Origin of the sequence: Mesorhizobium sp. WSM2240 (assembly GCF_040438645.1) — a bacterium.
Taxonomy (GTDB): domain Bacteria; phylum Pseudomonadota; class Alphaproteobacteria; order Rhizobiales; family Rhizobiaceae; genus Allomesorhizobium.
In genome coordinates this window covers 552112-578979 of sequence record NZ_CP159253.1, presented here as the reverse complement: position 1 = coordinate 578979, position 26868 = coordinate 552112, and the positions used below count along the sequence as shown (strand labels likewise).

The following is a 26868-nucleotide window of genomic DNA, read 5'->3' as shown; positions in this document are numbered from 1 at the left end:
GCATCGATAGGAGCAGCAGAAATGCCGCAGATCGGATCATCCCCGCAAACAGGACGGCTTCTTCGGCAACATCGGCGCGGACGCTCGACGCGAAGCTGTTCTTCTGCCGGCCGGGTCAGCTTGCCGAATCGCCAAGGCTTATTCTGGCTCGGCGAAGGAGCATCGCGCAGAATGAAACCTGCGATGAAATATCGTGAGTAAAGGGCGCTGCTCGACCGCTTGCCGCCTGGTGGACTTGAGAACTGTCTTTGACGCCGCGCTGATTGCGCTGTCGATCGGTTTCTTAGCGAGCTTCCTCCTCGGGGGTGATTGGCTGAATGACAGGCAATCAGCCTCGCGATGATGGAGTAGCCGGCGAGCACTTCATACGCCTCTCCGCCGGATCGCGGGAGAAACAAGCCCGCAGGCGCATCAGACAGAGCAGAATTCTGCATTCCCTCGTGACCGTTATCAGAATTGGACCATGGCCAGGCGTCCTACAATTGCCGATCTTGCCCGAGAAGCCGGAGTCAGCGTGGCTACTGTCGATCGGGTTTTGAACGCCCGACATCCGGTGCGGGAGGAGACTGCGCGACGCGTATTCAAGGCCGCCCACGATATTGGGTATCATGCTGCCGGCCTCATTAAGCAGCGCTTGCAGCGTGACCTGCCGCAATATCGGCTGGGCTTCATCTTGAGAAAACCCGCACAGCATTTCTACCAAGATTTCGCGCGCGAGGTCGAAGCGGCGGTCAGTTTGGCCCAGTCTTTCCACGGCATTCCACGCATCGAATTTGCACCCTCGAATGCGCCGGGAGATGTGATCGATCTCCTCATGGACCTTGGCGGACGCTGCCACGCAATCGCCATGGTCGCGCCGGACCACCCGAAAATCACGACAGCGGTCGAGGAGCTCAAGGCGAAAGGCATTCCGGTTTTCTCGCTGCTTTCCGACTTCGCCGCCGGCGTGCGCGAGGGTTATATCGGCCTCAACAATCGCAAGGTCGGACGGACAGCCGCTTGGATGTTGTCCAAAATCGCACGGCCCGGCAAGGTGGCAGTCTTCGTCGGCAGCCATCGGTTCCAGGGGCAAGAGCTACGCGACAACGGTTTTCGTTCCTATTTCCGTGAGAACGCGCCGGGTTTCGAGGTGCTCGATACGGTCGTGAACCTTGAGCTGCGGCAGATCACTTACGAAACCACGCTGAGTCTCATGCAGCGGCAACCGGATCTCGTCGGCTTCTATGTGGCTGGCGGGGGTATGGAGGGCGCCATCTCGGCGCTCCGCGAGGAGGGCAAAGGTCGGGGTCTCGTCGCGATCGTGAATGAAATCACGCCGGAGTCGCGGGCGGCGCTCGCAGATGACATCATAACTATGGCGGTCGCTACGCCATTGCCCCGGCTTTGCCAGGAGCTAATGACGCTGATGCCCCGGGCCATTAAGACCGGGGCCGCGGAGCCGCCGGGGCAGACATTTCTGCCGTTCGACATCTATCTGCCGGAAAATATTTGAGAGCAATGAAAGGCTCTATCATAAGCGCCGAGTTTTCTTTCGCAAATGAAAGATAGTGCGGTTGACGTCCTCCCTCGGAGCGAAGACGCTCGTGCTGGTGCCTGTCAATCGCTACTTCGGTGCCAATGCCTGGTCGAGACAATCTACCCGCCCGACGGCGCCGCAGGTGCAAATGCCGCGAGCATCGGTTCCGTGGTTTGAGAGCGAGGATGACATGCAAGACAATACCAGCGAATCCGACCAAAGTGTCCGGGAGACGCCGTCGTGCTGCACGTAGCAAAGTCCGAGACAAATGACGCAGCCCCTATGGAGCTGTCGCTCGAAAGCGCGCTTGCCGTCATCTCCGAAATATCGAAAGTTCTCACCGATCCAGCTCCGTCCCGGCTCGATGTCACGTTGGCCAAAGTGGTCGATCTCCTAGGATCGTTTGTGCAGATGCGGCACGGGATCATCTTTCTGCCCGACAGTGATAGCATACTTGACAGTGCCGAAGGCGCAGGCCGGAACGAAGGCTGCGATGAGCGCTACCTGCGGGGCTTGGCGCAGAGGGTAGTCGACGAGATTGTGACGACGGGCAAGCCGCTCGTCGCCGAGAATATAGCGGTGCATCCCGCTTTCAGTGCCACCAACATAGGCGTGCTCGGGGCTTCCGACGGTAGACGGGTGTCTTTCATCGGCGTTCCCATTCGCGTCGATGCGAATGTGGTGGGCACGCTGGCCATCGATCGCATCCTTGACGACAGGTCAACGTTCCCGCTCGACTTTGACGTCCAGCTGCTTACCATAGTGGCGAACATTGTGGGGCAGACAGTGAAGCTGCATCGCCTGGTTGCCTGCGATCGCGAGCGAGCGGTGCCGGATAAGGACCAGCTGCAACAGCAATTCTCCGAGCCCCCCGCGCGGGTGCGTAAGAAGGTTCACGTGAAGGGGATCGTTGGCGACAGCCCGGCGCTGAACACGCTGCTCGAGGAACTCCCGGTCGTTGCCAAGTGCAGCCTCCCGGTTCTGTTGCGGGGCGAATCCGGTACCGGGAAGGAGCGGATCGCCGAGGCCATTCACGACCTGTCGCCACGCGCTAACCGGCCGTTTATCAGGCTAAATTGCGCGGCTCTCCCCGAGACAGTCCTGGAATCCGAATTGTTCGGTCATGAGAAGGGTGCCTTTACCAGTGCGATCAATTCACGCAAGGGGCGTTTTGAAGTCGCCGACAAGGGGACGTTGTTTCTGGACGAGATCGGTGAGATCTCCGCCTCGTTCCAGGCAAAACTCCTGCGTGTGCTGCAGGAGGGGGAGTTTGAGCGCGTCGGCAGCAACCAGACCATCAAGGTCAATGTTCGCGTGATTGCCGCCACGAACAAGAACCTGGAAGAGGCGGTTGAACGAAAGGAATTCCGCTCCGACCTCTATTATCGACTCAGCGTGATTCCCTTGCTGGTGCCGCCGTTACGTGAAAGGCGCGGCGACATTCCGCTCCTCGCCGCTGACTTCCTCAGGAAATTCAACAACGAGAACGGCCGTACGTTGGTTTTCGAGGCGGATGCGCTTGAGTGTCTGATGAATTGCGAATTTCCCGGCAATATCCGCGAGCTCCAAAGCTGCGTCAACCGGACGGCGGTTTTGGCGCAGGGATCATCAATCACCCGTAACGACTTTGCCTGCTTTCACGGCCAGTGCCTTTCCGCGCGGCTGTGGAGGAGCGGATCGGACAACATGGTGCTGCAACCTGGGCCGACCGTACCGGGGCCAGTGAAGACGTCCACGCCGCCGGGTCAGGCCGCTACTTCGCCCGCCGTTGCGGCCCCGCCTGTCGTGGGCTATCAGACACCTCTAGCTCCTGCCGGCGCAACCCCTTTCACTGGTGCGAAGGTGACCGATCCCGAGCGTGTCATCGCGGCCATGGAAAGCTGTGGCTGGGTGCAGGCAAAGGCGGCTCGCCTGCTTGGACTGACGCCGCGCCAAATTGGCTACATGCTGAGGAAATACGGCATCGAGATCAAGCGTCTCTGAATATCAACTGAGGGCGAATGGCTGGACTAATTTAGCCAAGTGTTGGCGGTTTAGTAGGCCTTTGGCCCCCAGCCCCATCGTCGCCAATTCGATCCTGATCGAGGACAGCCCGCCCAAGCTTACGGCATTCGGCGCCCTACAAAGGTGTGACGGAAGCGCCGTCATCACCGGTTGATAGGCCATGTCGCTCTGGACATCAGCTCATGCCGGGTACCCTGCAACGGAAAAAAATGGTCCGACGTAAAACTAAAAACTGTTTTCGTCTCTTTCCCAGGGGCGAGGCACTAAATTAACGTTAGGCCCTTCCCGACAACCGGAACGACGTCCCGAAATCATGGCCGAGTTTGCTGACCATTACTTGTCCGACATTGGAGATCAAGATCGTCGCAGCGTTCCGCGACGTTCCCGGTGCAGTCTGCGGGACGACCCTGCGCATAGGCCGGATGGAAAATGGGCGGAGGGAACACGGGTAGGGCGATCGTCGCCCAGGCGCTGAAACCCATATACACCGGTTACTTACCACAGTATCATCAAACGCAAACCGAACGCGGCAAGGAATCAATCTCGACGTGGACACTGCCGACTGATGGGCAGATCCGCTGGCGCCTGGGTCCGGTTCATGTGCGACGTTTGAGCGCTTGAAGGCTTAACAGGAGCTGGTCGCGACCCTCCCCAGTTCTTGAGCCGGGGCGCGGCATACTAAGACACACTCCACTATGCATTCCTACACTTACCCACGGGACACGATCTGACGAGGAACCATGAAGCGCAGTCAAAAACAGAAGATGCTCGCAGGCGAGCCGTATAATGCGGCGGATCCGGAGATCCAAGCTGACCTTCTGGCCACCGGGGCTTGGCTGAAGCGGTACAACGACACATTGGGCCAAACCGCCGAGCGGTGGCATGCACTCCTGTCCGAACGGCTAGCAGAGGTTGGGCCGGGAGCGGTTATCCGTCCGCCCTTTTACTGCGACTACGGCTTCAACATCCGCATCGGAGCCAGCGTCTACGTCAACTTCAACTGCGTCATCCTTGACGTGGCAGAGGTGGTAATTGGCCATGGAACGGCAATCGGGCCTTCCGTGCAGATTTACACGGCCGTTCATCCAGATGATCCCGAGCAGCGGCAGGCTGCGCTGCAGTTCGGGCGTCCTGTCCGCATTGGCAGCCGTGTCTGGATCGGCGGTGGAGCGATCATTCTCCCTGGCGTCACGATTGGCGATGATGCGATCGTGGGCGCTGGCAGCGTGGTCACGCGAGATGTCCCCGCAGGGGTAAAGGTCTTGGGAAGTCCGGCTCGAGCGGCCATGACGACCTTGGAGACATAAGCGAGCGGTCCACCGTCGTTGAGTTTGGCGGCTTGTGCCGCCTGCCGAACTATGCCGAAATGGTTGTGAAGCAATTTGCCGTTTGCACGTGCCGCGAAGAATCCTACGATCAAGGACATCGGCTCGTTTCGGCCGGCCTGACGAGGTCGCGTCCGCCGCGGAGTTCTTGAGGGTTCGGCCGTCGCTCGATGTGCGAGGAACTTTGATGTCCCCTGCCCCACCAATGGCCTCGGTCGGGCGCTACCTTCAGTCGTTTGCGGTTCCACCCCCCTCGCTGTCTCTCATGGGCGCGGCGGGATGGGCGCCTTCTTACAACGGCCCCACAGAATGAACGCTGAGGATGCCGAACCTGCCAGCCTGACCGTCGTCCAGTCTGTCGTCGTGATGCTGCTGGCGGTGGCGATGGCAGCCGGACTTTGGGCTACGATCGGGGTGCACTTTCCCAACATTTGGTACCAGATGTTTGCCGCACTGTTTATCACCTCGATATTGGCGCCGATTTTTTCTGTATTCCTCTTACACGACTTCATACCGGCTGCGCCTTGCCAACAGCGTCATCAAGCAACAGGGCTTTCACGGATCACCTGACTAAGCTACCAAACTCGCTTGCATTGTCAGATGCGCTGGAGCAGCGGTTGCGCCAGCAGGCCGAGGGATTTGCCGTCCACTTTGCCGATGTGGACAGGTTCAAGCAGGTCAACGACGCGGTGTTGAAAGCCATCGCCGAGAGGCTGGGCTCCGCGTTGGAATAGAGGATTTTGTCGCGCGCTTCGGCGGAGACGAATTCGTCGTCATGCAAAACAGGGTTTCATCTGAGGCGGAACCTATCGATTTCGCGAACGGGACAAGGCAGGTGGTCTCGACCACCTACGGCCTGGAAACCCATCAGATTGCCTCCAGGTTACAATCGGGACCGCGCTCGCTCCATTGCATGCAGACGAGCCCACCCAGATTCTCAGGGCTGCCGACCTGGCACTTTACAAGGCCAAATCCCGTGGCACGACTGGCAAATTGTTCGCACCTCAAATGGCGATGGTTGCGAGCCGGCGCAGACAATCGAAGTCGGGCTGGCGACCGCCCTTGCTGAAAGACAGCTGTCGCTTGTGTGAGAGCGCGGCATCCACGAGCTCGCTGGTTGGCAGGACGCATTTATCCAGACTTTGCGTTCTGTCTTATCGCTGTGACGTTTGCCCCACAGGATCAACTTGACGGCTTCTTTCCTCCCGTGAGGTGAAGCGAAGCGATTTAAGGCCATTGCACGGCAGTGTCGGCATTCGCCGCGTGCGCGGCAGCAAACGGCAGGACGCCATGGCAAAAGGCTGAAACACGGTGAAGACGCGCAGACCGTTACAATGTTCAAGAGAAACTATTCTCCAGCGGGATCGTCAAAATGGATCCGGCGGCCGGAAGGCGCAGCCGGCTGAAAGAGGACGATGGCAAGGATGCGGTAGGTGACAGATGGCGGATCCACGTCAGACACCTGCACGGATCACCTCCCATAAGTGGCGGCCGGTCTCGGAATCGAGCCGCCGTCGCGAGATTTTCGCGGGCTTGGAGGCTTCGCTGTCTGCTGTCCGCAGGGCGAAGCGCGCATCAGATAATAGCCAGCGGCGGGTGCAATCAATCGCGGGCGATGACGAATACGACTTTTCGATTGACACAAGCGTCGGCGGCACCGCGAACCGGCTGTTCGAAGGCTTTGCCCGCGCGATGAAGCGCGGGAGGCGCTTGCCGTCGATCGCGGCCCGGGGTTGCCGAAGCCGACTGTCAGGCGTATCTCACACGTTCGGGACTGTATCGGCGTTAAAGCTTGGCACCAAGCTGATCGCCATAGAGCGCCGCATGAATTTGCTCGCAACTTCATAAGTTCGGTGGGCACATGCCGGCGCCGAGGGGTCAACCGTCGGCGCTCGGGAAGAGGAGAGCGCTTGGCTGAAGAAAGTTCGAGCCGAGCGAGTGCCACGGGCTTTTCGACTGGAGAGTTTTGATATTTATTGGGCCTTGCGGCTGACCGGCAGGAAATCCGCACCGGCCGGCGCGAGCGGCATTAGGACTACTGGTCGCGCCGGCCGTTTGCGCCTTGCCTATTCGTATCCATTGCCATCGTTATCTCTCTGTCCAAGTCGTAAACATCCGGACCGATCACAAGGCCCGGCGCCTTCTGCATCTCAGGGCCCGTCAACCCGTTGAACAAACCAGACCACGCGCCGGCTGGCAGCCTGCGCCCAACTAGTCATCACGTTCGCATCAGAGGTGTGAAACAGTGCCCTTTGCTCTGCGACATCAAATAAAAAATGCGGCAAGCTGTGACATGTATACGGATCGCGATGCCGTGGAAACAGCTGCTGCTGCATCGCGAACCGTACTTGGTGTCCTGATCGTCCACCAAGACCCTCAGCTTAACGCTGCAGACCCGTGTGTCAGCTCGTGGTCAGTATGAAACGGCGGTTCGGCGCCAGCACTGGCCGCGCATTCATTGGGTAAAGGGCGGTGAATTTGTCGATGTCGGATGCATCGACCTGCAGCGGCTCACGCGCCACCATCCAGTCGACGATCTCCGAGCATGGCGGCGTAGTCAGCGAACCCTCGTAGCTCCAATAGCCCAGCGAGGCTGGCAGCAGGCTGTTGGGATCGACATTTTTGACCAAGGCTTTGCCGCCCGACTCGGCCGGAAAAACCGCAGCCAGGCTTGCAAAAGTCTCGTTCTTGGCACCCGGTGTCAGGAAGATGCCAAGCACGCCGAACGCACCGCTTTCGCGATTCTTGTGGACGAAATGCACCTCCATCGGGAAGGTCTCGCCTTCCACCAGATGTTCGCTCGGCGCGTGGAAATGAAATTGCAGCAAATCGTAGGTCTTGCCGCCTCGCGTGAGCGTGCTGCCTCCCGGCACGTTGATCTGGATTGTGTGGCCGTTGTTGACGACCGTGCCATGGCCTGCCGTCCAGTCGATGCCGATTTGCGGGATATCCGCCTTGATGGCGCCCGTCAAGTTCAGTGGCGACTGCTGCGCGCCGGCCGAGCACGCGGCATTCGCGCGATCGAGCGCGCCCCAGTGCTCCGGACCGTCTTTACCTTCATATGCCCAATGGACGCCCTCGTCGGCAAAAGCTGCCCGCGCGCAGATCGCGCATGCGCCCAATGCTATAAATCCCTTGACCAAATTGCGGCGTTCCATGTCGTTCTTTCATTCCTTTTACAAGCTTCTGCGTCCGCAGAGGATCAGTTGAATGGGTCGCCCCGCGTGTAGCCCGCCTGAGGAGCGGGAAGGAACCCGAGCGGGAACATGGCCGGTGTCAGTCGGGCCGGAAATCTGGCTTATTGACGCATCATTCAGAATTGCGTCGGTACCCGGCCGATTACTTCGACGGGACGATCGGCGTGAATCCGCGCCATGAATCATCTCGCCGCGCTCGGGCACTTTTGCCGGTCGGCTGAAGGCCTGGCAGCTCACGAACCACTGCCGGATCAGTTGCTCCACCGCTTGCCTGTCGTCCACTTGATAGTTTGCGCCGCGTCTCGCATCACTCGGCCAAGGCCAAGGCTTGGCAGAGGTCGTTAATGATGTCCTGCGGATGCTCCAGCCCGACCGAGATCCGCAGCAGCCCCGCCGGAGCCATCGACTTTGGCCCTTCGACAGAAGCCCGATGTTCGATGAGCGAATGCGTGCCACCAAGACTGGTGGCCCGCACCACGAGTTGGAGCCGTCCGGCAACCGCTATAGCTGCCTCCGCGCCGCCTCGGACGATAAAGGAAAGCATGCCACCATATCCGGACATTTGCCGTCGGGCCAATGCATGGCCGGGATCGTCGCGCAGACCGGGAAATAGAACGTTCTCGACTGCCGGGTGTTTGCTCAGCGCTTCCGCCACCTTCAGCGCACCATCACAATGCGCTCGCATGCGGACCGGGAGGGTCTGCAACCCGCGAAGCGCAAGCCAGCAGTCGAAGGGAGCGGCGACACTGCCCTTGTGGCGCTGGATCATGCGCAAGGGGCGTTCAAGCGAAGAAGCATCCGGTAGGACGACGATACCTGCCATGAGATCGGAATGGCCGCCGATATATTTTGTCGCCGAATACACCACGGCGTCCGCCCCCAGTTCGAACGGGCGCTGAAGTACCGGCGTCGTCCAGGTGTTGTCCACCACCGCAAAGGCACCGGCCGCGTGTGCGATATCAGATGCCGCCCGGATATCCACGATGCGGATGAGCGGGTTCGAGGGGGTCTCGATCCAAACGAGGCCCGTAGGCGCGGCGTTGACCGCGGTGCGCAGGGCTTCCATGTCTCGCATGTCGATTGCGACGAAATCGAAGCGGCGGCCGATATCGGTTTCCTCGATCAGCGAGCGAATGCCGAAGTACATGTCCTCCGGGACGACGATGCGGTCGCCCTTGCTAGGATGCGCCTCGAACACAGCGGTGATCGCGGCCATGCCGGACGAGAACGCGACGGCGGCATGGCCACCCTCCAGCGCGGCCATCGCTGTCTCGAATGCATTACGTGTGGGGTTGGCGTCCCGGATGTACTCATATCCCGACGGATAATTGCCGTCCGCGCTCCGCTCAAACGTCGTACTGGGATGGAACGGGATCGTGACTGCGCCGGTGGCGGAATCGACGCCGCGACCTGCATGTACCGCCTTGGTTTCGAATTGCATGGAGCACACCTGCCTAGCTGGAGTTGAGAAGGAGGATGGAAGGATCGTCAGGAGCAGTCCGATGAGTTGTGAAGCATCCTCGTGGTCCCTGCGGTTATGGAACGCTGGTTGCAGCGTCCGCGCCAGTCATTATAGTGACCGTATAAGATACGAAAGGCAAAGTCAATATAATGACCGGCGAGGCAACGGAGGGAGAGCTGGGAGCCGCGCTCTCGGCCAAGGTTCAGCATCTGCGGCGGGTGCGCAACATGAGTCTTGACGCGCTCGCAAAGCGCGCAGGTCTGTCCAAGGGCACCGTCGTGGCCATTGAGCAGGGCAAGGCCAACCCGAGCATCGGCGTCTTGTGCCGCTTGGCCATCGCGTTCTCGCTGTCCGTTAACGATCTGCTGGGAGAGACTTCGGAAGAGATCACGGACAATCCGATTGAACGGACCAAGCCTGCAACACTCTGGAGAACCCCTCAGGGCAGCGCTGCCAAACTGGAAGCATCAAGCTCGGGACGGAGAATGTTCGAGATGTGGACCTGGACGATCGCACCAGGCGACGTCCATCGGTCGGAGGCTCACAGCCGCGGCACGCGCGAACTTGTATCCGTCCGACGCGGAAGTCTCAAGGTCACCGTCGGCACCCAGACCATCATCCTGCATGCCGGCGAAGCCGCGCGACTGGTCACTGACCAGCCACACTCCTATGCGGCTGCCAACAACAAGACCGTTTCGTTTGCGATGGCCGTACTCGAACGGGTCGAGGATACATGAACCGTCCGTCTGGTTCGACAGCGTCTCCGCCGGCTCTTGCGCAACCGCTGGACATGACCACGCGGTCTTGCGATCGCACTAGGCTCCCGCGAGGGCTGACGGGAAGCGACTTCAGATAGCGGTGGTGCGTCCGGGACTAGACGCCTGGGGGATTCGCGTGGGCTGCTCCAGCGGCCGGGTGACATGCAGCCGGCATCGGCGCTTCGGTGACGATGCTGCCTGCAAATGCGTTTCGAAGGCGTTCAGTAGGGTCTCTCGGCGCTCGCCATTCAGCCGGCGCACGCGGCGCTCATGCCTTTCATACCCGCCGGTTTCGATGCGCGAGGCCAATGCCTCCTGCTCCGCAACCGGAGATGCCTGTCGAGAAGCTGCTTGGCCGTTGCGAAGAGGTCTTGCTATTGGCGGAACACGAGGTAACCGATGCGCAGCATCGGCGAAAGGGCCTTGGAGACATCGCAGCTCAGGGTCCGGGCGAATATCCCTGCAACACCTGGCACAGGCGATGCGACCCGCGTGGATCATGATAGGCCAGTCGTCCGCGGCGATGCGCCATGCTGCGTTCATGACGCGCTTCCAGGTTCAACGCGGGGAACGGATGGCGCCAGGTCGCCATTCCGGAATCGATCTTCACCGGGTTGGGCAGGTAATCCGGCCAGGGCGGGCTGGCGTTCACTCTCTCGCCGTAGGCGGAAAGACGGAACGGACCCGGCCCGTTTCGGCGCGCTGGTCGGAGGGCGATCCAGGAGCCGTGGTGCGACCCGGGGACGAATGCCTTGCCGAACCTCGATGAGCCTTCCGCCGCGAGTTGCTCATAGTAACTTCGCGCCGGCCTCATAGACGCCGCCTAGGACCTGGTCCGGAAGCGCCTCATAGACTGGCGCGCACCCATGACATGTAGGGGACCGGCACAAGCGAGATCTTGAGACTGGGCCATGTCTTTTTTTGCAAACTGGAGATTCCGCATGAGCAGTGTGCGCGCATTCTGCAAGCTGAACAGGACCGCGATGAGCAGCACCTCCGGGAGTTTTGACGCCCTGTCCAGAGATCAGTCGCGGACCGGAACCGATCTCGGTTTCGCCACCCGCGCCCCTCACGGATTCAATCCATCCGATTTCGCCAATGCGATCCAGCCACCTGTCTTCCTGACCTCGACCTACGGCTTCGAGAGCGTGGCGGCCAACGATGCAGCGAACTCGTCGTTCACAACAGGCGCTCCCGCGGTTCGGCACCAAGGTCATCCCGGTCGATCTCTCCAATTCCGACAACCTTGATCGAGTCCTCACGGAGCGGACGCGCATGGTGTATTTCGAGACCCCAGTGAACCCGCTCAGCCGAATTATCGACATCGCGGCAATCGCCGAACGGGCGCATGCTCGCGGCGTGAAGGTCGCGTTCGACAGCAACTTTGCGTTACTGGCTCTGCAGCGCCCGCTGGAAGACGGCGCCAACCTTGTCCTGCACTCGCTGACCAAGTACATAACCGGACATGGGGATACGGCGGGGCGCTGCTTGGCGATGCAGATTCGCTGTACAAGCTTCCCAACGGGCTTGCGCGTCTTGAGGGCCGCGCAGGATCAGGAACGCGGAGAGCGCAGAAAGCGTGGGACGGGTGATGTAGTGGGATTCGACGGGGCCAGGACAATGATCGATCGATTGCAGCTGATAACGCGTACAGTAAGCCTCGGCGATGCCGACAGCCTGATCTGCCATCCAGCGAGCCTGAACCGCGCACGCCAGGCGATACGCAAGAACGCGCATCTTCCCGAAGGCGTGACCGAGGACCTCATCCGACTGTCACTGGGACTGGAAATGAAGAGGATGTTCGATCTCAGGGCGCTCTGATGCCACGGCTCCGAGCCACTCCCCGTCCACCGGCACGCCGTGGAGCAACGCCATGACATTCCTGCGCGGGCTTTGTGCTTTTCCGATCACTCCGTCCGACCGGAACGGCCGCGTCGACGTCGACGACCTTCGCACACTGGTTGCCAAGCTTTGCGCCGCCGATGTCGATTCCATAGGCCTGCTTGGCAGCACTGGCACCTATATGTATTTGTCGCGCGAGGAACGCCGGCGAGCTCTCGCCGCGGCCCTAGAAGAGACCGGCGGACGGGCGCCGATCGTTGTGGGCATCGGCGCGCTGCGCACCGACGAGTCGGTCAAGCTCGCGCAGGACGCCAGGACACTCGGCGCTGCTGCGGGACTGCTTGCGGCAATCTCCTACACTCCCCTCACCGACGACGAGGTCTTCGAACATTTCTCGACCGTGGCGCGCGAAGGCGGACTGCCGATTGTCATCTACGACAATCCCGGAGCGACGCACTTCCGGTTCTCGTCGGCACTTGTCAGCCGTCTTGCGGAGGTGCCGGGAATTACGGCGATCAAGAACCCGACCGACAAGGCCGAGGATATCGGGGGCCATCTTGCCGGACTGAGAAGAACGCTGCCAAAAGGCTTCTCTATAGGCTACAGCGGCGACTGGAACGCCACCGAAGCCATGATCGCCGGCGCCGATACATGGTACAGCGTGCTCGGCGGCATCCTGCCCGCAATCTGCCTCAAGATCGTCCGGGCCGCTCAGCAGCGCGATGCCGCGGAAGCACGGCGCCTCGATGCCGAACTGGCGCCGCTTTGGAGTCTTTTCAGACGGTTCTCTAGTCTGCGCACCGTCTATGCACTTTCCGAACTGCTCGACATCTGCCGCCCGGAACCTCCTCGGCCCATCCTTGGGCTCTCCGCCGCAGCCAAGCGGCAGATCGCCGAGGTGCTGGAACAACTGCCGGCCGGCACTGCCCGATGAAGCGCCCAACCGGCCATCTGCAGGCGGAGATTCAGGTGCGTGCCCGGGGACTCCGATCAACCCGACCGATGGGCGTGAGTAGAGCGAGCTCGACGCAAATCACATCCCTTGTTGCGGTGCTACCTAGGACGCAACAAGCGCGTCTAGCGAGAAGGCAGGAGCGAAATGACGTGCTCGTTGTGTTCCGAGCGGCCCCTACATCTCGCCGCGGTGGTATCCGAGCAAGCACGCGTCGACGGGCAGGTTCCGACCTTGCGGCCTCTTCGTTCATGTCCCAGGTTATGCTCTGCTCGCATGCTGCCGTACCCTTCGCGATCTGATGCAAACCTCCGTATCGGCGCCTCGAGTGTGTGGTGCGCGGAGCTATCATCTCGACAGCCAGTGCGATCTTGAACCGTCATCAGGCTGACAACACATTCTGCAATGGTCGCCGTTCCAACGGCGGTCTCTTCACACACCCGAACCGTTCGACAATTTGGAGGAACGAATGAACGTTACGGCATTCAGCAGCCCTGTCTTCGTCAAGCATGGATCCCACCTCGTGCAGGAAATTGTCGATCTCGCAGGCGCGATTGACTTTCTGGAGGACTGGCCGGAGGACCGCCGCGGTTTGATCCATGAAACAGCCCTTCGCGCGTGCTACCAAGCAAATGATGGCGTTAAGCCGATGGGCGTGGGGCGCGATGCCTTTGTCGGCTTTGCGAAGCGACACGGAATCCTGGAAGACCCCGAGGCGGTAATGCCGTGGATCGCTGCTTCCCGTTCGGGCGGTGGGCAGGTGCAGGTGTAGGCGCATCCGCTCCGTCTCTTTTCCCGCCGCCAAGAGTGTCGCGTGTGCAGGCTGTCCAGTCGCTGGGCAGGGACCCTGACCTGAGACCCTGAACCTTCTCCAGACTAGAGTCCGTCGAACACGAGACGAACCGATGCGACCGTCGCAGTTTTCAGGAACGTCATCGAGATGCTGAAGGCGCAAGAGGCCGGCGAGAAGACGGCGGATATTGTCGAGAATGCCTCAAGACGTTCTGTTTTCGGCGCTCCCGGCAGCGAGCGCTCGCCGGGCGGAGTTGGTCGGGTTGCGCAGCCCGGGCGCGCGGCTCGCCTAGTCTCAGCACCGCGCATCTTAACACTTAAACTTGGCGTTATATTGAACATTGTCGGTCCACCGAGCGCTGCTCCTTCCACGCTTGAGCTCGTCGGGACGCTCTGCCCACGCAGACGCCAATCGCCCTTCTGAATAGCAGGTAGTTAGGTGCGCGGGAGTGGCGACCGACGACGTTGCTATTAAAGGCATCCCGAAAGGGCACACCCCGGACCGTTTCGCAGCTCAGAGATTAAGGTCGTGCACATCCTGCCTAACTCCGTGTCGGATTGCGGGGCTTTTCAGGAGCCCCACCATATCGAAGCAGGCAAAAGAACAAGCGACTCGGATCTGCGTCGTGGGGGAGTCACCGGATAGTATATCCATGCGTCGAACAGCGAGTGAGGCGCACGGTTTTTTTTGGCACTGTTGACAAAGTCCGGAAGTTCTTGATGCTGCGTGCGAGAATAGATGTTTGACATCGAAGGGAGCGTCTCATGGCCAACCTCAAGGGAACCGAGGCAAACCAGGCAACAGCCGAGGTGCCGGTTCAGGAACAGACACCTGATACCAAGGCGCCGAAGACGAGGAAGCGACCCGCACAGCGCGCAGGTGCTGTACGAGCCAGAACCCCCAAGTCGGCTTCACAGGCATCTTCATCCCAAGCGGTCCCGTCCCCTACAGCCGGAAAACCGCTGAAAATCTACTCTGAGAAAGAGCGGGCCGAAAAGCTCGGGGAGATCGAAAAGCAGATCGGACAGGGACAGACCATCAAAGCCGCTGTTCAGAAAGCCGGAATATCGCGGCAGACCTACTCTCAGTGGAAGAAGGCGGCCGGGCAGACAACACAGAGCGATGAGCTCAAGGATCTGGTGAAGCTTGAAGAAGAGAACGCCCGTTTGAAGAAGCTCCTCGCCGACCGGCTCCGGAAAGAAAACGCCGACCTCAGGAAAAAGCTGGGGCTCGCCGGTGCCACTCTCTCGTAGCCTCGCGCCGAGTGGAGACAGCTTCAACTCCGCGAGGCAAAGATCACGCCTGCTAAAACCTGTCGTCCTTCATGCAGGGGACTTACAGCGCCCAAATTTTACCGACGGTCATTTTGGCGCGCCAAGCCGTTGAGTAGTCATCGGCGATCGATCGCACCCGTGTCGAGAGCGCCGAAGAAAACGATTGGCCGCCCTGGTCTGCAAGGTGAGCCCGTGTTTGCCGCGCGGCCGACTGGAAGCTCAGATGGCGCAATTCGCAATCAGGGTCACCTGCACGGGGCGGCAAACCTCGAAAACGTTTCATAGTCGGTGCGCGGCCGCTCACGCTGCCTCCGTACACGAAGACCGTTCGGGGGAACGCTGAACCACTGGGGGCGGCCTGAAGACAAAGCAGAGGCGACCGCGAACGGGATTGAGGGCGGCGAGACGTCGAACGTGCCGAGTTGCGATGAACGAGGAATCACTGGAAACGCGTGCGCGAGCAGTTCGCGGCTTTTTTGTCGCGTGGCTCGCGGCGACAAAAGGGACAGAGGACATTAGCTTGCATTACGATCTCAGTCACAAGGACGGCAGGATCGCCGATGGACGCGTTGTCGCCGAGTTGACCCAGGCGCTCAGGCAAAGGGGAGTGCCTTGCCATATCGCTGTGGATGCCGCCGCAAGAGTGCAGGCAGGCGATACCGTCGGCGTCGAGATCGAGTTGGTGTTTTCACGGAAAGAGTTTGAAACCCAAATGGAAGCGCAAGGCATCCATGCCAAATGGAGAGGCGGCGAACCACGGCAGCCGTTCACCCTCAATCTCGCGCGAAACCACGAACGCTCGAGCGGTGTCTGGCCCAAAGCTGTCTGCAGTGCGTTGAAGACCCGTGGACTGGCAGAAGACGAGGCAGACGACGTCGCCGTGAGGCTGGCAGCCGGGGATGGAATCGAGGGCGTGGTGCTCTGGTGGGTCCGGTCGAAATAGGTCACAAGTCCCTGCTGTCGGTTCCGATGGCCGGGACTTAAATCGGCTGTGATTTGGGGGTGCCGGACATTGTCATGCAGAGCACGATCCGCAGGAATTGGAATCCATTGTAATCATGATAACGTGCCCTGCGATCACGCGGCGGGCGTGCAGCCGCAATGCAGTACGCAGATCCGCTCGCCGCGTTGCGAACCTCCAGGCATGCGTCCCAAACGGTAGCTATCCCCCTCCGGACGTTTTGGCCCTGCTCCGCCTTCCAGCAGGTGGTGCACTGGAGCGGCAGTTCAGACGGTAACTTGGGTACCAACCTCAACGACCCGTCCGGTTGGAATCTGGAAATACTCCGTTGCGTCGGCAGCCGTGCTGGCAAGCCCAATGAACAGCCGATCTTGCCAGAGCGGCATACCGGAATTGGCCGAGGCCTTGATCGAGCGCCGGGACAAGAAGAAGGAGGTCGACATGATATCGAATTTCCAGCCCTGCTTACGGCAGATCGCCATCGCCTTCGGGATGTTCGGCTGCTCCATGTAGCCGAACCTCATCGTCACACGCATAAAGAGATCGTTGATCGGCGTTATCTTGATCCGCTCACTATCCGGAACGGTCGGGTCCTGCGCCGTCACCGCTGACAGAATAACGTTTTGCTCATGCAGCACCTTGTAATGCTTCAAGCTGTGCATCAGCGCGGCCGGCGCGCTCATCCGATCGCTGGTCAGGAAAACGGCGGTGCCGGGCACAAGGTGCGGTGGGTTGGCCGTCATCTGCTCAGCGAGAAAATCGAGCGGGATTTCGCTCTTGCGGGACTTCTCGAAGAGGAGGCGGGTTCCGCGCACCCAGGTCATCATGACGACAAGAACTGCACCAGCAATAAGGATCGACACCCAGCCGCCCTGCCACACCTTCACGATATTCGCCAGGAAGAAGCCGACATCGACGACCCCGAAAAAGACTGTCAGCCCAAGCGCCGGCAGAAGCGTCCACCTCCAGATTCGCCTCATCGCGACATAAAGCAGGATTGTCGTCACAACCATGTTGCCGGTGACCGATATACCGTAGGCTGATGCGAGGGCGCTGGACTCACCGAAGCCGACAACCAGCAGCATCACCGACAACGCGAGCAGCAGATTGACGCGCGGCAGGTAGATCTGCCCCGATTGCATTTCGGATGTATGCTGGATTTCAAAGCGCGGAAGCATGTTGAGCTGGACGGCTTGTCGCACCAGTGAATAAGCGCCGGAAATCACCGCCTGGCTGGCAATCACGGTTGCTGCCGTAGCCAGCGCCACTATCGGCGCCAACGTCCAACCGTGATTCATCTCGAAGAATGGATGTCCGATCGTCCCGCCTCGGGAAAGAACAAATGCGCCTTGCCCGAAATAGCTGAGCAGCAGGCACGGAAATACGATCACTAACCAGGCCAGCACAATTGGCCTGCGGCCAAAATGACCGAGATCAGCGTAGAGCGCTTCAGCCCCTGTCACCGCAAGAAATACCGCGCCAATGGTCACGAAAGCAGTGCCAGGCGAATGGCTGAGAAAATATACGATATAGAGCGGGTTGATTGCCGCTAGAACGCTCGGATCGTCCGCGATGTGCATCAGTCCGGAAAGCCCGATCGCGAGAAACCACAACGCGGTGACCGGTCCGAATACCGATGCAACGCTGCCGGTTCCAAAACGCTGTACCGCAAACAGCACGGCCAGAATAATCAGCGTGATCGGCACGACGTAGGGGCCGAAGGCCGGCGTTACCATTTCAAGCCCCTCGACGGCTGAGAGCACCGAAATTGCCGGTGTGATGACAGCGTCGCCGAGAAACAGCGCCGCGCCACACATTCCGACCCAGAGGATCACGGTCGATGAGCGCTTGGGAAGTCCACGTCGCGCAAGCGCCATCAGCGACAGCGTGCCGCCTTCCCCCCTGTTGTCGGCTCGAAGCACGAAAAAGATATATTTGATGGTGACGATAATCGTCAGCGCCCAGACGATCAGCGACAGGATGCCAAGAACCTCCTCCCGTCCTGCCTGATTTCCGCCCGTCGATGCACGCAAGGCTTCGCGAAGGGCATAAATCGGGCTGGTGCCGATGTCCCCGTACACGACGCCGAGCGCACCAAGCACCAAGATTTTGATATTGGGCCGGCCAGGCGATTCCTGGGCTGCCGGGTGTAGCGGATCAGCGGGTCTGCCACCGTCATCATTGGCCAAGGGCGATTACTCCATGCCGAACTGGCGGGCTCCGATAGTCCTGCTGGAACGCAATAGCAATGGCTTTGTTGACGCAGCCTTTGGCGGAGCCCTCGCGTCGTGCGCCATCCGCAAAGTCTAAGGCCGGTCGAAGCCAGACGAGGGCGCCAGCGCGCTGGGCTTTGAGAACTGGATCACCGGCTCGATACCTCACCGCTCGGTTACGAGCACATCCCGGGACTTGTGATGCAGGGCTACATCGTACATCTGACCGAAGCTCTCCGCCAGATTCCGGAACCGCCGACGCATGCGTTCGTCATCTTCCAGCCTGCGGAAGAATGGGCGACGAGGAGCGCTCTCAATGCTCGACGAACGGTTGATGGAGTGCTTCCCGTTCGATGAGATCTACGACATCCACAACATGCAAGATCTCCCCGTGGGCGTGTTTGAGTCCGTCCGGGAGCGATCATGTCGGCCGAGGACAATTTCGAAATCACCCTTACCGGTGCCGGAGGACATGCCGCTCGTCCCAATGCAAGCAACGCTGTTTTTGGTCGCCGCGTGCGTATTGGTGATGAACCTGCAGACCATCTTGAGCCGCCGCCCGAGCCCCGCGGATACGTCGTGGTGCCGGTTACGGAACTCATCACCCATGGCATCCGGAAACGCACTCCCCGGCAATCGGATTCCGTTTGTCGCATCAGGGAAAAGCTCTTCGACAGTTAATCGTCAGCCAAGCGGTCTATCTAGACCTGCCGCGCCTCACCAGCTTTCCGGGCTGGCCGTGACGATCAACGAAGACATGCCGCTGGTTAACGTCATGCCACGGGTCATCTGGGCGAAGCACTGACACGCCAAAGCCCTGATGCGCTACGGCTGAGCAGCCCAAACAATAAGCAGCGGATTCTCGCCTATATCGGAGATGAAACATGACGGGCATTGGCAGATCTGGAACATCGCACATTGGGGGTGCTGGAGCCGGATCGAGCAGTCCGCGCTCGCAATCAAGTGTTGCGTCCGGGGAAGGCAGCCAATCGTTCGGTTCCGTCCTGGAGCGGATGCGCTCTGAGCCTCAAGGTAAAGGGTCACCCTCGGCTGCGCGCGGTGCCCATGAAGACCTTGGCGGCAGATCTTCCGGCCCCTCCGTTCGCCCACATAGAATCCCGGTTGCTGCGCCACGTGCAGCCGCCGCGCCACGTGCAGCTAGTCCGCGGCGGCGCAGTGTTTCCTCACTGTCGGAGGGTGAAGCTTTGGCGACGGTCGCCAGCCAGCCGTCAACTTCGGGTGTGGCAGTCCCCATTTGCTTGTCAAGCGAAGAGATCAACGAGGCAAAGCGACGAATGCACGAGCTGGCTGAGGAACTCGACATTTCCCAGAAAAAGGGCCTGCAAAACATAAAGTCGTTGGAGGACGCGCAAGACCAGATCGATCGGGTCGTCAATGCGGGCGCAAAAATTCTGGACTACTACGCGAGCCTGCCCCGGCCTGTGGCGCGTAGCATTCTGTCCGACGATCAGGTGCGTCAACTCCGCGACGACGCGCTCAGTCGGGCGGAGGATTGCAACATGGTGGCTCAAAAGATTTTCGAAAAGGTGGAACAGGACAGGGAGCGTGTGGCCAAAGTCCTTCACCGGATGGTCCAATCCAATGCCACCCCCGACCAGCTGAGCCGATCTGCTCCGAGTTTGGCGAAGTATCATGTGGCTCGCATGGAGCTGTGGGACAAGAAAGTACAGCGCTACGAATGGATGCGGTCCGTCTGCGCCGCGACTACCAACTTACCAAGTTCAACAGCCGAGATGAGGCAGGAAGAAGAGGCCGCGCTGCGGCTGCACACCGGCTGGGTAGTCAATTCAAAGGTAATGCAGCTGCAATCGCGGATCGCTCTCGCGCAGGTCAAGATTGACCCGCAGGTGAGGACGTCTGAAGCACCCGTCAGGGAAATCCTCATCGGTCACAACGGGCAAGTGGGTCTGCTGGGAGCCTTTATCATGGACGTTTTTCCGGCATTCGTCTCGACGGCCGACGCTGTGATGAAGAACAAGGGGCGCCCACTCGACGCAGAGCACTGCGCCGTTCTGGAAGGAGTCATGGAGCGGCTTTCGGAATTTGCGTCGGCGTTGCACCCCGTGGTTGCCGAATTAAATGATCACCAAATAGGTGCCGACCTCCCATTGGGGCCCTTGAGGCAGATCGTGGACGGCGCGTGGATCACTGCGCACGAAGTCATGCGCCTCCTGGAACTGCAGCCAAAGCCTGTTGCACTGCCGGCCGACGCTGGCGCTACGATATCGACCGAACCTACCAGCAAGGCCGCAATGATCGACGGCGCCGCAGCGCGCAAGAAAGGGAAAGGCAAGCACAAGCCGGCCGCTGGAGCTGGGAGTTCGGCCGCGCGGCAGCCGGAACCGCAAGCCGCTGCGGCGGTCAGCGACACCGCGCCGGCAGCGAAGGTTCTCGTGCGCTCGGATCTGGGCACGAAGATGTTCGTGAGCGTGGAGGAGGCGCATGCGAGTGCGTCGGCGGTGGGCTTACACTTGGCAATCTGGCAGGACCCGCCGTCCATCGAGGCCCTGACGCCACGACTTGAGCGGTTGGACGAACTTTTGCAGTTCGATCTGGCTGGTCAGCAAAGAATCATTTCGCGAGCGCGCCAGATGAAGCCGGAGGACGCCGAACACGCTCTCGACACCGTGGTCAAGCGCTTGCAAGCGCAGGCCACCGAAATGCAGGCCTGTCTTGCTGCGTTGGAGGAGCCTCGTCAGCGCGTCTTACTCACACCTGCGCGAATGAGCGAAGCGCACGACAAAACAGGCCGGCTCAAGTTGATGTTGTCCGAGGCGCAGGGACTGGCCAAGTCTTTGGACAGCGGAAAGGCCGCTATTTCCATCGATTGCATGAAGACCTACCCTTTTCCCTCGCAGAACTACCTTGAACACTTGCGGGCAGCCGAGGAGTTGACGCCTGCGGATCGACCGCGCGCGTTGAAGGGGACGCCAGGGTCGCTGTTCGAGATCAGGCTGCAGCCCAAGGCGCTGCGCAATGGGGCAATGCCGAGTCCGATGTGGGTGCACATCCATACGAACCGGCCGGTACATGCCCGGCAGTTGGCAATGCTAGATGACTCAGCCTTCGCCGCTTGCCACGTCAAGTCCAATGAACAGCGCGGGCACAATCGGCAGTGGCAGAACGCCCAGGCTGCAATCGGTCACGATAACGTCGTGATCCACCGCGGCAAGCTCACCCCCGCGTTCTGCAAATCCTTGTTGAACCGGCGCTAGATATGGGCCGGCCTTCGCGAGCATAGTCAGGTGGATGTCCCCAGAATGATGGTATTGAAACAGAATCCGATCGATCGGCTCCAAGCATCAGGAGAGGAACAGCCATGCCCGACTTGAACAGTTGCCGGCAGATTCCGGCGCATTTTCTGCGTTATCTCGTTGTTTTTGTTGAGGTGGAGCTAGGCGCGGTTTTTAGGCGTAATGCTAAATAATGTCCTGCTTTGAAGCGCGGAGCTTGACGAATCACCGTTTTTGGTAATGCTGATTGCATGTTCGTGCGCGAGAAGAACATCCGCGGCTACACCTACCTCTACCTCGTCGAGAGCGTGCGCGAGGAAGGGCGGATGAAGCAGCGGATCATCCGCAATCTCGGGCGCAAGGAGGCGGTCCTGGCCTCGGGTGATCTCGATCGGCTCGCCTCTTCAGTTGGCCGCTACGCTGAGCGGGCCATGGTCTTGCAGGCCATCGAGCAAAGTTCGACAAGCCTGCACACCCGCCGCATTGGCGCACCGCTGCTGTTCGGCCGGTTGTGGGAGGACACCGGTTGCCGGGCGGTCATCGAAGGGCTGCTGACGGAGCGGAAGTTCGAGTTTGCCGTCGAACGGGCCGTGTTTGCTGCCGTGCTTCACCGCATCATGGCCTCCGGCTCCGACAGGGCCTGCGAGAAGTGGCTCGTCGACTACGACATCCCCGGCGCCGACGATCTTGCCTTGCATCACTTCTACCGGGCCATGGCCTGGCTCGGCGAGGAACTGCCCGAGGCGCGCCAAGCCAATGCGACGCCATTCTCGCCGCGCACTGTGAAGGACGAGATCGAGGAGGCGCTGTTCGCCAGGCGCAAGGATCTCTTCACCGACCTCAGTGTCGTGTTTATGGATACCACCTCGCTCTCCTTCGAAGGCGCCGGCGGCGCCACGCTCGGCGCCCATGGCCATTCCAAGGACCATCGGCCCGATCTCAACCAGATGATCGTCGGCGTGGTGATCGACGGCGAGGGCCGACCCGTCTGCTCGGAGATGTGGCCGGGCAACACCGCCGATGTCAGCGTGCTGATCCCGGTCATCGACCGGCTGCGTCATCGTTTCGGCATCGGCCGGGTCTGCGTCGTCGCCGACCGCGGCATGATTTCCGCTGCCACGATGGCCGCGCTCGAGGAGCGCGGGCTGGAATACGTGCTCGGCGTGCGCGAGAGGACGGACGTCCTGGTGCGCCGTGTCGTGCTCGAGGACGACAAGCGCTTCACGCCTTTGCTGATCGAACGCGCCACCGGCGAGACGCAGCTCTTCGTCAAGGAGGTGACCGTCGAAAGACGGCGCTACATTGTCGCCCGCAATGAAGCCGAGGCGGACAAGGACCGTGCCGATCGTGCCGCGATCGTCGAGGGCCTCGACCGCCAGCTGAAGAAGGGCGACAAGGCGCTTGTCGGCAACTCGGCCTACCGCCGCTATCTGCGCAGCACGAGCCCCGGCGCTTTCGAGATCGATGCCGGCAAGATCGCTGACGAGGCAAGGTATGACGGCATCTTCGTGCTGCGCACCAATGCCAGGATCACGCCGCTGCAGGCCGTCCTGCGATATCGCGACCTCCTCCAGGTGGAGGAGCTGTTCCGCACAGCAAAGGCGCTGATGCGCACCCGGCCGATCTATCATTCCTCCGACGAGGCCATCCGCGGCCATGTGTTCTGTTCGTTTATCGCCCTCGTATTGCGCAAGGAATTGCACAAGCGCTGCGAAGCGGCCGCCATCAAGCCCGAATGGGCCGACGTCCTGCGGGAACTCGACCGCCTACAGACCGGCGTCATCGAGAAGGACGGCAAGGTGATCACCGTTCGCACGCCGGCAACTGGATCTATCGGCAACGTCTTCCGCGCGGCCGGCGTCGCCTTGCCGCCGAACGTGGCCGAAGCACAGGCTGCCTGAGCCGGCTTCGGAACCCTCCCTCGAGCGCTTCGTAGTGCTAACAACCCTGCGCACGCCCTCAACACATTGAAACACCAGCGCTTTCCAATTCGCGGTGTTTAAGTTGGGCCATGGAACACTCCGTGATAATCGATGCCTCGCTGGGAGAGAGCAGCGTCGGCATGGTGGACACGACCGGAAGGATCGTGCGCGAGGTCAAGATCGCCAGCGAGCCCGAGGCACTGGTCCGTTGACTGAGCATCTTGGGATCCTGCGCGGTTACGGAGGTCGGAGCGGTCAATCGTGGAAAGTTTGAGGCGTGCATCCCAAAACCAACAGCAGGGCACATTACTCTGGAGACGGTGATTGGTGCGATGCTGCGGCGCGGATGGCGTTGCGGTGCGAGTAGCGCCGTCGTTAGCTTGACCGCCGTCAGCTTCGTCACGGCGGTGGATGATCCAGCACGCTTTGTCCGCTCATCGGCACTCTGTTGGCACGGGTCGCCAGATGGTCTGCCCTGAAAGCGTGGGGCGCGCGCCTGGCGCGCCGGATAGGCAGCAAGAAAGCCCGAGTGGCCGCCGCCCGCAAACTGGCTGTGATCATGCATCGGATCTGGATCGACGGCATCGAATTCCGCTGGTCGAAGGAGGAGGCGACCGCGTGATCACCAGCCAAGCATGAAGTAAGATCCGCCCTTTCGGCGGTGATATGTCGCCGATCGCCTCCAACCGCGTACGCGAACCCTGCCGCCAGTTCCACCGGCGGTACGTGACCCCGTCGTCGTCGCGCCAAATGACCTCGCCCTTGGCGGGGTGTTCGATGATTGCCTCGCCGTTCATAACCGTGTCGAAGGCCTCCGTTCCGTCGGCGATCGACAACCGTGGATTTCCGACATAGGCATCGAAATTCTCGCCTCCAACCGGCACCGCAAAACGCAGGCTCACCGCATTGTAGAGGTCGACGAGGGGATTGATCGACGGAAGACAGCCGTCTTTTTCCACCCGCCTTCTCAGAGCCCGAGCCGAGCAGGGTGTCCGGTTCGGCTTTGCCCAGAAGCGGCTATACGCCTCTGCCCAACTTGGCAAGATGGACATCCCCAGACAGGTTCTCCCCATGCGCGTGAACTCGCAAGCCTCTCCCAAGAGTCCCCATGGACAAGAAAGTCAATATATATATCGACCGAGGCGGTCGGCGATGTTGAACGCCTCAGCGCGACCGTGTCTCAAAATCTAAAGACCTTCAGGCGTCGAAGCGGGCTAACGCTCGATGAACTGTCTCGAAAATCCGGTGTAAGCAAAGGCATGCTCGTCGAGATCGAAAAGGGAACAGCCAATCCCAGCATCGCAATCGACTGCAGAGCAGCGACCGCCTTGGGTGTTTCGGTGGCGGATTTCGTCGGGGTGGCAGCGAGCGTGCCGGTGCGGATCGTTCCACCCGAAGACGCCTCGACGCTCTGGCGCGGCCGCAAGGGAGGCAGCGCGACGCTTCTAGTCGGAACGCACGCACCTGATGAAATCGAGCTCTGGCGCAGGGTTCTTTCTCCGGGAGAAATGTTCGAATCGCCAGGGCATTCGCCGGGAACACTCGAGCTGTTAAATGTGGAGTCAGGCGTACTCACGTTGAAACTGGCCGACAGCGAGCATGTCGTTGCAGCTGGTTCATCGGTTCTGGCCCGTACTGAGGACAAGCATGCCTATATGAACTGCGGGGATGAAGAACTGCGTTTCGTGATGGCTGTGGCGGAACTGCAGCGGCCGCGGGTGAGAACCAACCCGTAGCGATTGGCGATTCCACGAACGATGGGGGGAAGCGGGCTCTTCGTGACGCTGTTGGACGACGTCATTCAATGCTCAGTTGGACTTGCGAATGCTGAGGACGTGATCGAAGATCTCCTGCGGGCTCTGGATTTCCGATAGCGGGTAAAGCCAAAATGGGAGATAGTGTTTGGGTAGTGGCACCGCGACGCAGCGTGCGAGCACGTTCGTACCCAGCAATCCCCGCTATTCCGAGTTCTGGTGCTTCAGCAGGCGGTAAAGCTGCGCACGGCTGATGCCGAGCATCTCGGCGGCACGCCGTTTGTTCCCCCCGGTCTGTTCTAAAGCAGTACGAAGTGCTGCATCCATCTCGAACCGTACTCTACTCTTGAGGGGAATCTCCGTGTTGACGTGAGCTGCTGTCGAGGGAGTTTCCTGCAAGGAGATGGACAGCTTGCCATTCACAATCATCCGCGTTAGCGCGTTTTCCAGCTCGCGAACGTTGCCCGGCCATCTGTAAGCGAGCAGGAGTTTGTAATCTTCTGCCGTCAGATTTGGCGCCGGCTTTCCAAGCCGGCTGGCGATGCGGGTCAGGACGTGCTCAGCAAGATAGGAGACATCTTCCCTTTCCCTCAACGCAGGAACTTTTATCGGCAGCACATTCAGCCGGTGGTAGAGGTCCTCACGGAAGCGACCGGCTTGAACCAGCTCAAGAAGAGGTTTGTTGGTGGCGCATATAATGCGGACGTCAACGTTGACCGGCTTCGTGCCCCCAACGCGCACGATCTCGTCGGCCTGAAGAACGCGTAGCAAACTGCCCTGCAGTGCGAGCGGCATGTCCCCGATCTCGTCCAGGAACAGCGTGCCGCCCGCGGCAAGCTCGAACTTGCCCGGCTTGCCCTGGCTCCGTGCGCCCGTAAAAGCACCACCTTCATAACCGAAGAGTTCGGCATCTATAAGCTCGCCCGGGATGGAAGCGCAGTTGACCCATACGAAGGGGCCGGTGCATCTGTCCGAGATTGCGTGGATCACATGCGACGCAAGCTCTTTACCGGCACCGGTCTCGCCCGAAATCATCACGGGCAATTCATATTCCGCCGCAAGATTGAGGGCGTCCCGATAGGCTTCCATCGTTGCGCCCTTTCCGATGATGTCATCCACTCCGAACTTCGATTGCCACGACCTCTCGCTCGGCGGAATGGCAAGCTCCGCCTTCGATATGCGGCTATAGGTCTTCTTCAAGGCGTCAAAGTCCGAGAAGAGGGCAAGGCCGACGGCGCCAATAATCCTGCCATCCCTTTGCACCGGCACTTGCTTCGTCACCAATTTGTGGCCTCGCACCTCGAGCGGGTAGCCGATATGGGTGCCGATGCCTCGAGCAACGAAGTGCAGCTTGGTCTGCGGCCCGACAACATCAGTAATGTGTCGCCCCCGAAAATCATCGGCCTCACCACCGAGCAAGCGGCAGTAGGGCTCATTGATCAGGACAATCGTCCCTTCCGTGTCGACTGCAACGAGGCAGTCGGACACATGATCGAGAACGAGACGTAGGAAGTTGGCTTCTTCCGAGGAGCCTGCAAACCATTCCGGAAGCGTCATCTTACTCGCCTGACATGTTGAGCCTAGGTTAGGCGATCATACAGATACTGTCTCTTTAGTGATACATGCCACGCAACAAAAAGA

Annotated in this window: 20 protein-coding genes and 2 pseudogenes; 16 read left to right on the top strand and 6 right to left on the bottom strand. The window is 60.3% G+C overall.

All coding sequences use genetic code 11. The features are described from left to right. Nucleotides 1-463 precede the first annotated feature (463 nt). The 5 genes from ABVK50_RS02775 to ABVK50_RS02755 all read left to right on the top strand — a co-directional run bounded on the left by ABVK50_RS02775 (nucleotide 464) and on the right by ABVK50_RS02755 (nucleotide 5579). The gene (locus ABVK50_RS02775) at nucleotides 464-1492 is read left to right on the top strand and encodes a LacI family DNA-binding transcriptional regulator (protein ID WP_353642901.1); all 1029 of its coding nucleotides are present in this window, start codon (nucleotides 464-466) and stop codon (nucleotides 1490-1492) included. Between the two features lie 306 nt (nucleotides 1493-1798). Continuing rightward, nucleotides 1799-3499, top strand: a complete 1701-nt coding sequence (gene nifA, locus ABVK50_RS02770) for a nif-specific transcriptional activator NifA (RefSeq protein WP_353646042.1) — start codon at nucleotides 1799-1801, stop codon at nucleotides 3497-3499. A 761-nt stretch (nucleotides 3500-4260) separates the two neighbouring features. After that, entirely contained in the window at nucleotides 4261-4827 is a 567-nt protein-coding gene (locus ABVK50_RS02765) for a sugar O-acetyltransferase (RefSeq protein WP_353642902.1), read from the top strand. A gap of 327 nt (nucleotides 4828-5154) precedes the next feature. Further along, complete coding sequence (locus tag ABVK50_RS02760) at nucleotides 5155-5415, top strand: hypothetical protein (protein ID WP_353642903.1); 261 nt, start codon at nucleotides 5155-5157, stop codon at nucleotides 5413-5415. Further along, nucleotides 5370-5579, top strand: a complete 210-nt coding sequence (locus ABVK50_RS02755; protein WP_353647036.1) for a diguanylate cyclase — start codon at nucleotides 5370-5372, stop codon at nucleotides 5577-5579. Before ABVK50_RS02760 ends, ABVK50_RS02755 begins: the two co-directional genes overlap by 46 nt. A 1668-nt stretch (nucleotides 5580-7247) precedes the next feature. Here the strand turns inward: ABVK50_RS02755 and ABVK50_RS02750 are convergent. Beyond that, entirely contained in the window at nucleotides 7248-8003 is a 756-nt protein-coding gene (locus tag ABVK50_RS02750) for a carbonic anhydrase (protein ID WP_353642905.1), read from the bottom strand. A 346-nt stretch (nucleotides 8004-8349) separates the two neighbouring features. Further along, complete coding sequence (locus ABVK50_RS02745) at nucleotides 8350-9483, bottom strand: PLP-dependent aspartate aminotransferase family protein (RefSeq protein WP_353642906.1); 1134 nt, start codon at nucleotides 9481-9483, stop codon at nucleotides 8350-8352. A 170-nt stretch (nucleotides 9484-9653) separates the two neighbouring features. On the opposite strand from ABVK50_RS02745, the gene ABVK50_RS02740 reads away from it, so the two are divergent. Further along, nucleotides 9654-10241: a helix-turn-helix domain-containing protein gene (locus ABVK50_RS02740; protein WP_353642907.1), complete on the top strand. Its 588-nt coding sequence runs from the start codon at nucleotides 9654-9656 to the stop codon at nucleotides 10239-10241. A 460-nt stretch (nucleotides 10242-10701) separates the two neighbouring features. Here the strand turns inward: ABVK50_RS02740 and ABVK50_RS02735 are convergent, their stop codons facing one another. Beyond that, nucleotides 10702-10914, bottom strand: coding sequence for a hypothetical protein (locus ABVK50_RS02735; RefSeq protein WP_353642908.1), 213 nt, complete (start codon nucleotides 10912-10914; stop codon nucleotides 10702-10704). 509 nt (nucleotides 10915-11423) lie between these two features. Here ABVK50_RS02735 and ABVK50_RS02730 point away from each other — a divergent pair. The 5 genes from ABVK50_RS02730 (at nucleotide 11424) to ABVK50_RS02710 (ending at nucleotide 16066) form a co-directional block, all read left to right on the top strand. Continuing rightward, nucleotides 11424-12083: a PLP-dependent transferase gene (locus ABVK50_RS02730; protein ID WP_353642909.1), complete on the top strand. Its 660-nt coding sequence runs from the start codon at nucleotides 11424-11426 to the stop codon at nucleotides 12081-12083. A 52-nt stretch (nucleotides 12084-12135) separates the two neighbouring features. Further along, complete coding sequence (locus ABVK50_RS02725) at nucleotides 12136-13038, top strand: dihydrodipicolinate synthase family protein (RefSeq protein WP_353642910.1); 903 nt, start codon at nucleotides 12136-12138, stop codon at nucleotides 13036-13038. Between the two features lie 487 nt (nucleotides 13039-13525). After that, nucleotides 13526-13828 carry a DUF982 domain-containing protein gene (locus ABVK50_RS02720; protein ID WP_353642911.1) on the top strand — a complete coding sequence of 101 codons (303 nt, stop codon included), beginning with the start codon at nucleotides 13526-13528 and terminating at the stop codon, nucleotides 13826-13828. 785 nt (nucleotides 13829-14613) lie between these two features. Next, complete coding sequence (locus ABVK50_RS02715) at nucleotides 14614-15102, top strand: transposase (RefSeq protein ID WP_353642912.1); 489 nt, start codon at nucleotides 14614-14616, stop codon at nucleotides 15100-15102. A gap of 448 nt (nucleotides 15103-15550) precedes the next feature. Continuing rightward, nucleotides 15551-16066, top strand: a complete 516-nt coding sequence (locus ABVK50_RS02710) for a hypothetical protein (RefSeq protein ID WP_353642913.1) — start codon at nucleotides 15551-15553, stop codon at nucleotides 16064-16066. Between the two features lie 284 nt (nucleotides 16067-16350). Here ABVK50_RS02710 and ABVK50_RS02705 read toward each other — a convergent pair whose 3' ends face one another. Beyond that, the gene (locus tag ABVK50_RS02705) at nucleotides 16351-18198 is read right to left on the bottom strand and encodes a potassium transporter Kup (RefSeq protein WP_353646043.1); all 1848 of its coding nucleotides are present in this window, start codon (nucleotides 18196-18198) and stop codon (nucleotides 16351-16353) included. Nucleotides 18199-18613: 415 nt separating this feature from the next. Here ABVK50_RS02705 and ABVK50_RS02700 point away from each other — a divergent pair, with 415 nt between their 5' ends. The 4 genes and pseudogenes from ABVK50_RS02700 to ABVK50_RS02685 all read left to right on the top strand — a co-directional run. After that, complete coding sequence (locus tag ABVK50_RS02700; RefSeq protein ID WP_353646075.1) at nucleotides 18614-19102, top strand: hypothetical protein; 489 nt, start codon at nucleotides 18614-18616, stop codon at nucleotides 19100-19102. Between the two features lie 400 nt (nucleotides 19103-19502). Next, complete coding sequence (locus ABVK50_RS02695; RefSeq protein WP_353646999.1) at nucleotides 19503-21533, top strand: hypothetical protein; 2031 nt, start codon at nucleotides 19503-19505, stop codon at nucleotides 21531-21533. Nucleotides 21534-21802: 269 nt separating this feature from the next. Then, a complete protein-coding gene (locus tag ABVK50_RS02690; RefSeq protein WP_353642915.1) occupies nucleotides 21803-23452 on the top strand; it encodes an IS1634 family transposase in 1650 nt (549 codons plus the stop codon). A gap of 463 nt (nucleotides 23453-23915) precedes the next feature. Next, a pseudogene (locus ABVK50_RS02685) lies at nucleotides 23916-24095 on the top strand (IS110 family transposase); the annotation flags it as partial. 52 nt (nucleotides 24096-24147) lie between these two features. Here the strand turns inward: ABVK50_RS02685 and ABVK50_RS02680 are convergent. Further along, nucleotides 24148-24573, bottom strand: a pseudogene (locus tag ABVK50_RS02680) (phenylalanine--tRNA ligase beta subunit-related protein); the annotation flags it as partial. A gap of 75 nt (nucleotides 24574-24648) precedes the next feature. Here ABVK50_RS02680 and ABVK50_RS02675 point away from each other — a divergent pair. Continuing rightward, nucleotides 24649-25209: a helix-turn-helix domain-containing protein gene (locus tag ABVK50_RS02675; RefSeq protein ID WP_353642916.1), complete on the top strand. Its 561-nt coding sequence runs from the start codon at nucleotides 24649-24651 to the stop codon at nucleotides 25207-25209. Nucleotides 25210-25431: 222 nt separating this feature from the next. Here the strand turns inward: ABVK50_RS02675 and ABVK50_RS02670 are convergent, their stop codons facing one another. Next, on the bottom strand, nucleotides 25432-26784 hold the full coding sequence (locus ABVK50_RS02670; protein ID WP_353642917.1) for a sigma 54-interacting transcriptional regulator: 1353 nt from the start codon (nucleotides 26782-26784) through the stop codon (nucleotides 25432-25434). Nucleotides 26785-26868 lie beyond the last annotated feature (84 nt).

Coding starts and splice junctions, on each gene's coding strand:
- ABVK50_RS02775 (WP_353642901.1), top strand. CDS start 464: ATGGCCAGGCGTCCTACAATTGCCGATCTTGCCCGAGAAGCCGGAGTC.
- nifA (WP_353646042.1), top strand. CDS start 1,799: ATGGAGCTGTCGCTCGAAAGCGCGCTTGCCGTCATCTCCGAAATATCG.
- ABVK50_RS02765 (WP_353642902.1), top strand. CDS start 4,261: ATGAAGCGCAGTCAAAAACAGAAGATGCTCGCAGGCGAGCCGTATAAT.
- ABVK50_RS02760 (WP_353642903.1), top strand. CDS start 5,155: ATGAACGCTGAGGATGCCGAACCTGCCAGCCTGACCGTCGTCCAGTCT.
- ABVK50_RS02750 (WP_353642905.1), bottom strand. CDS start 8,003: ATGGAACGCCGCAATTTGGTCAAGGGATTTATAGCATTGGGCGCATGC.
- ABVK50_RS02745 (WP_353642906.1), bottom strand. CDS start 9,483: ATGCAATTCGAAACCAAGGCGGTACATGCAGGTCGCGGCGTCGATTCC.
- ABVK50_RS02740 (WP_353642907.1), top strand. CDS start 9,654: ATGACCGGCGAGGCAACGGAGGGAGAGCTGGGAGCCGCGCTCTCGGCC.
- ABVK50_RS02730 (WP_353642909.1), top strand. CDS start 11,424: ATGCAGCGAACTCGTCGTTCACAACAGGCGCTCCCGCGGTTCGGCACC.
- ABVK50_RS02725 (WP_353642910.1), top strand. CDS start 12,136: ATGACATTCCTGCGCGGGCTTTGTGCTTTTCCGATCACTCCGTCCGAC.
- ABVK50_RS02720 (WP_353642911.1), top strand. CDS start 13,526: ATGAACGTTACGGCATTCAGCAGCCCTGTCTTCGTCAAGCATGGATCC.
- ABVK50_RS02715 (WP_353642912.1), top strand. CDS start 14,614: ATGGCCAACCTCAAGGGAACCGAGGCAAACCAGGCAACAGCCGAGGTG.
- ABVK50_RS02710 (WP_353642913.1), top strand. CDS start 15,551: ATGAACGAGGAATCACTGGAAACGCGTGCGCGAGCAGTTCGCGGCTTT.
- ABVK50_RS02700 (WP_353646075.1), top strand. CDS start 18,614: ATGCTCGACGAACGGTTGATGGAGTGCTTCCCGTTCGATGAGATCTAC.
- ABVK50_RS02690 (WP_353642915.1), top strand. CDS start 21,803: ATGTTCGTGCGCGAGAAGAACATCCGCGGCTACACCTACCTCTACCTC.
- ABVK50_RS02670 (WP_353642917.1), bottom strand. CDS start 26,784: ATGACGCTTCCGGAATGGTTTGCAGGCTCCTCGGAAGAAGCCAACTTC.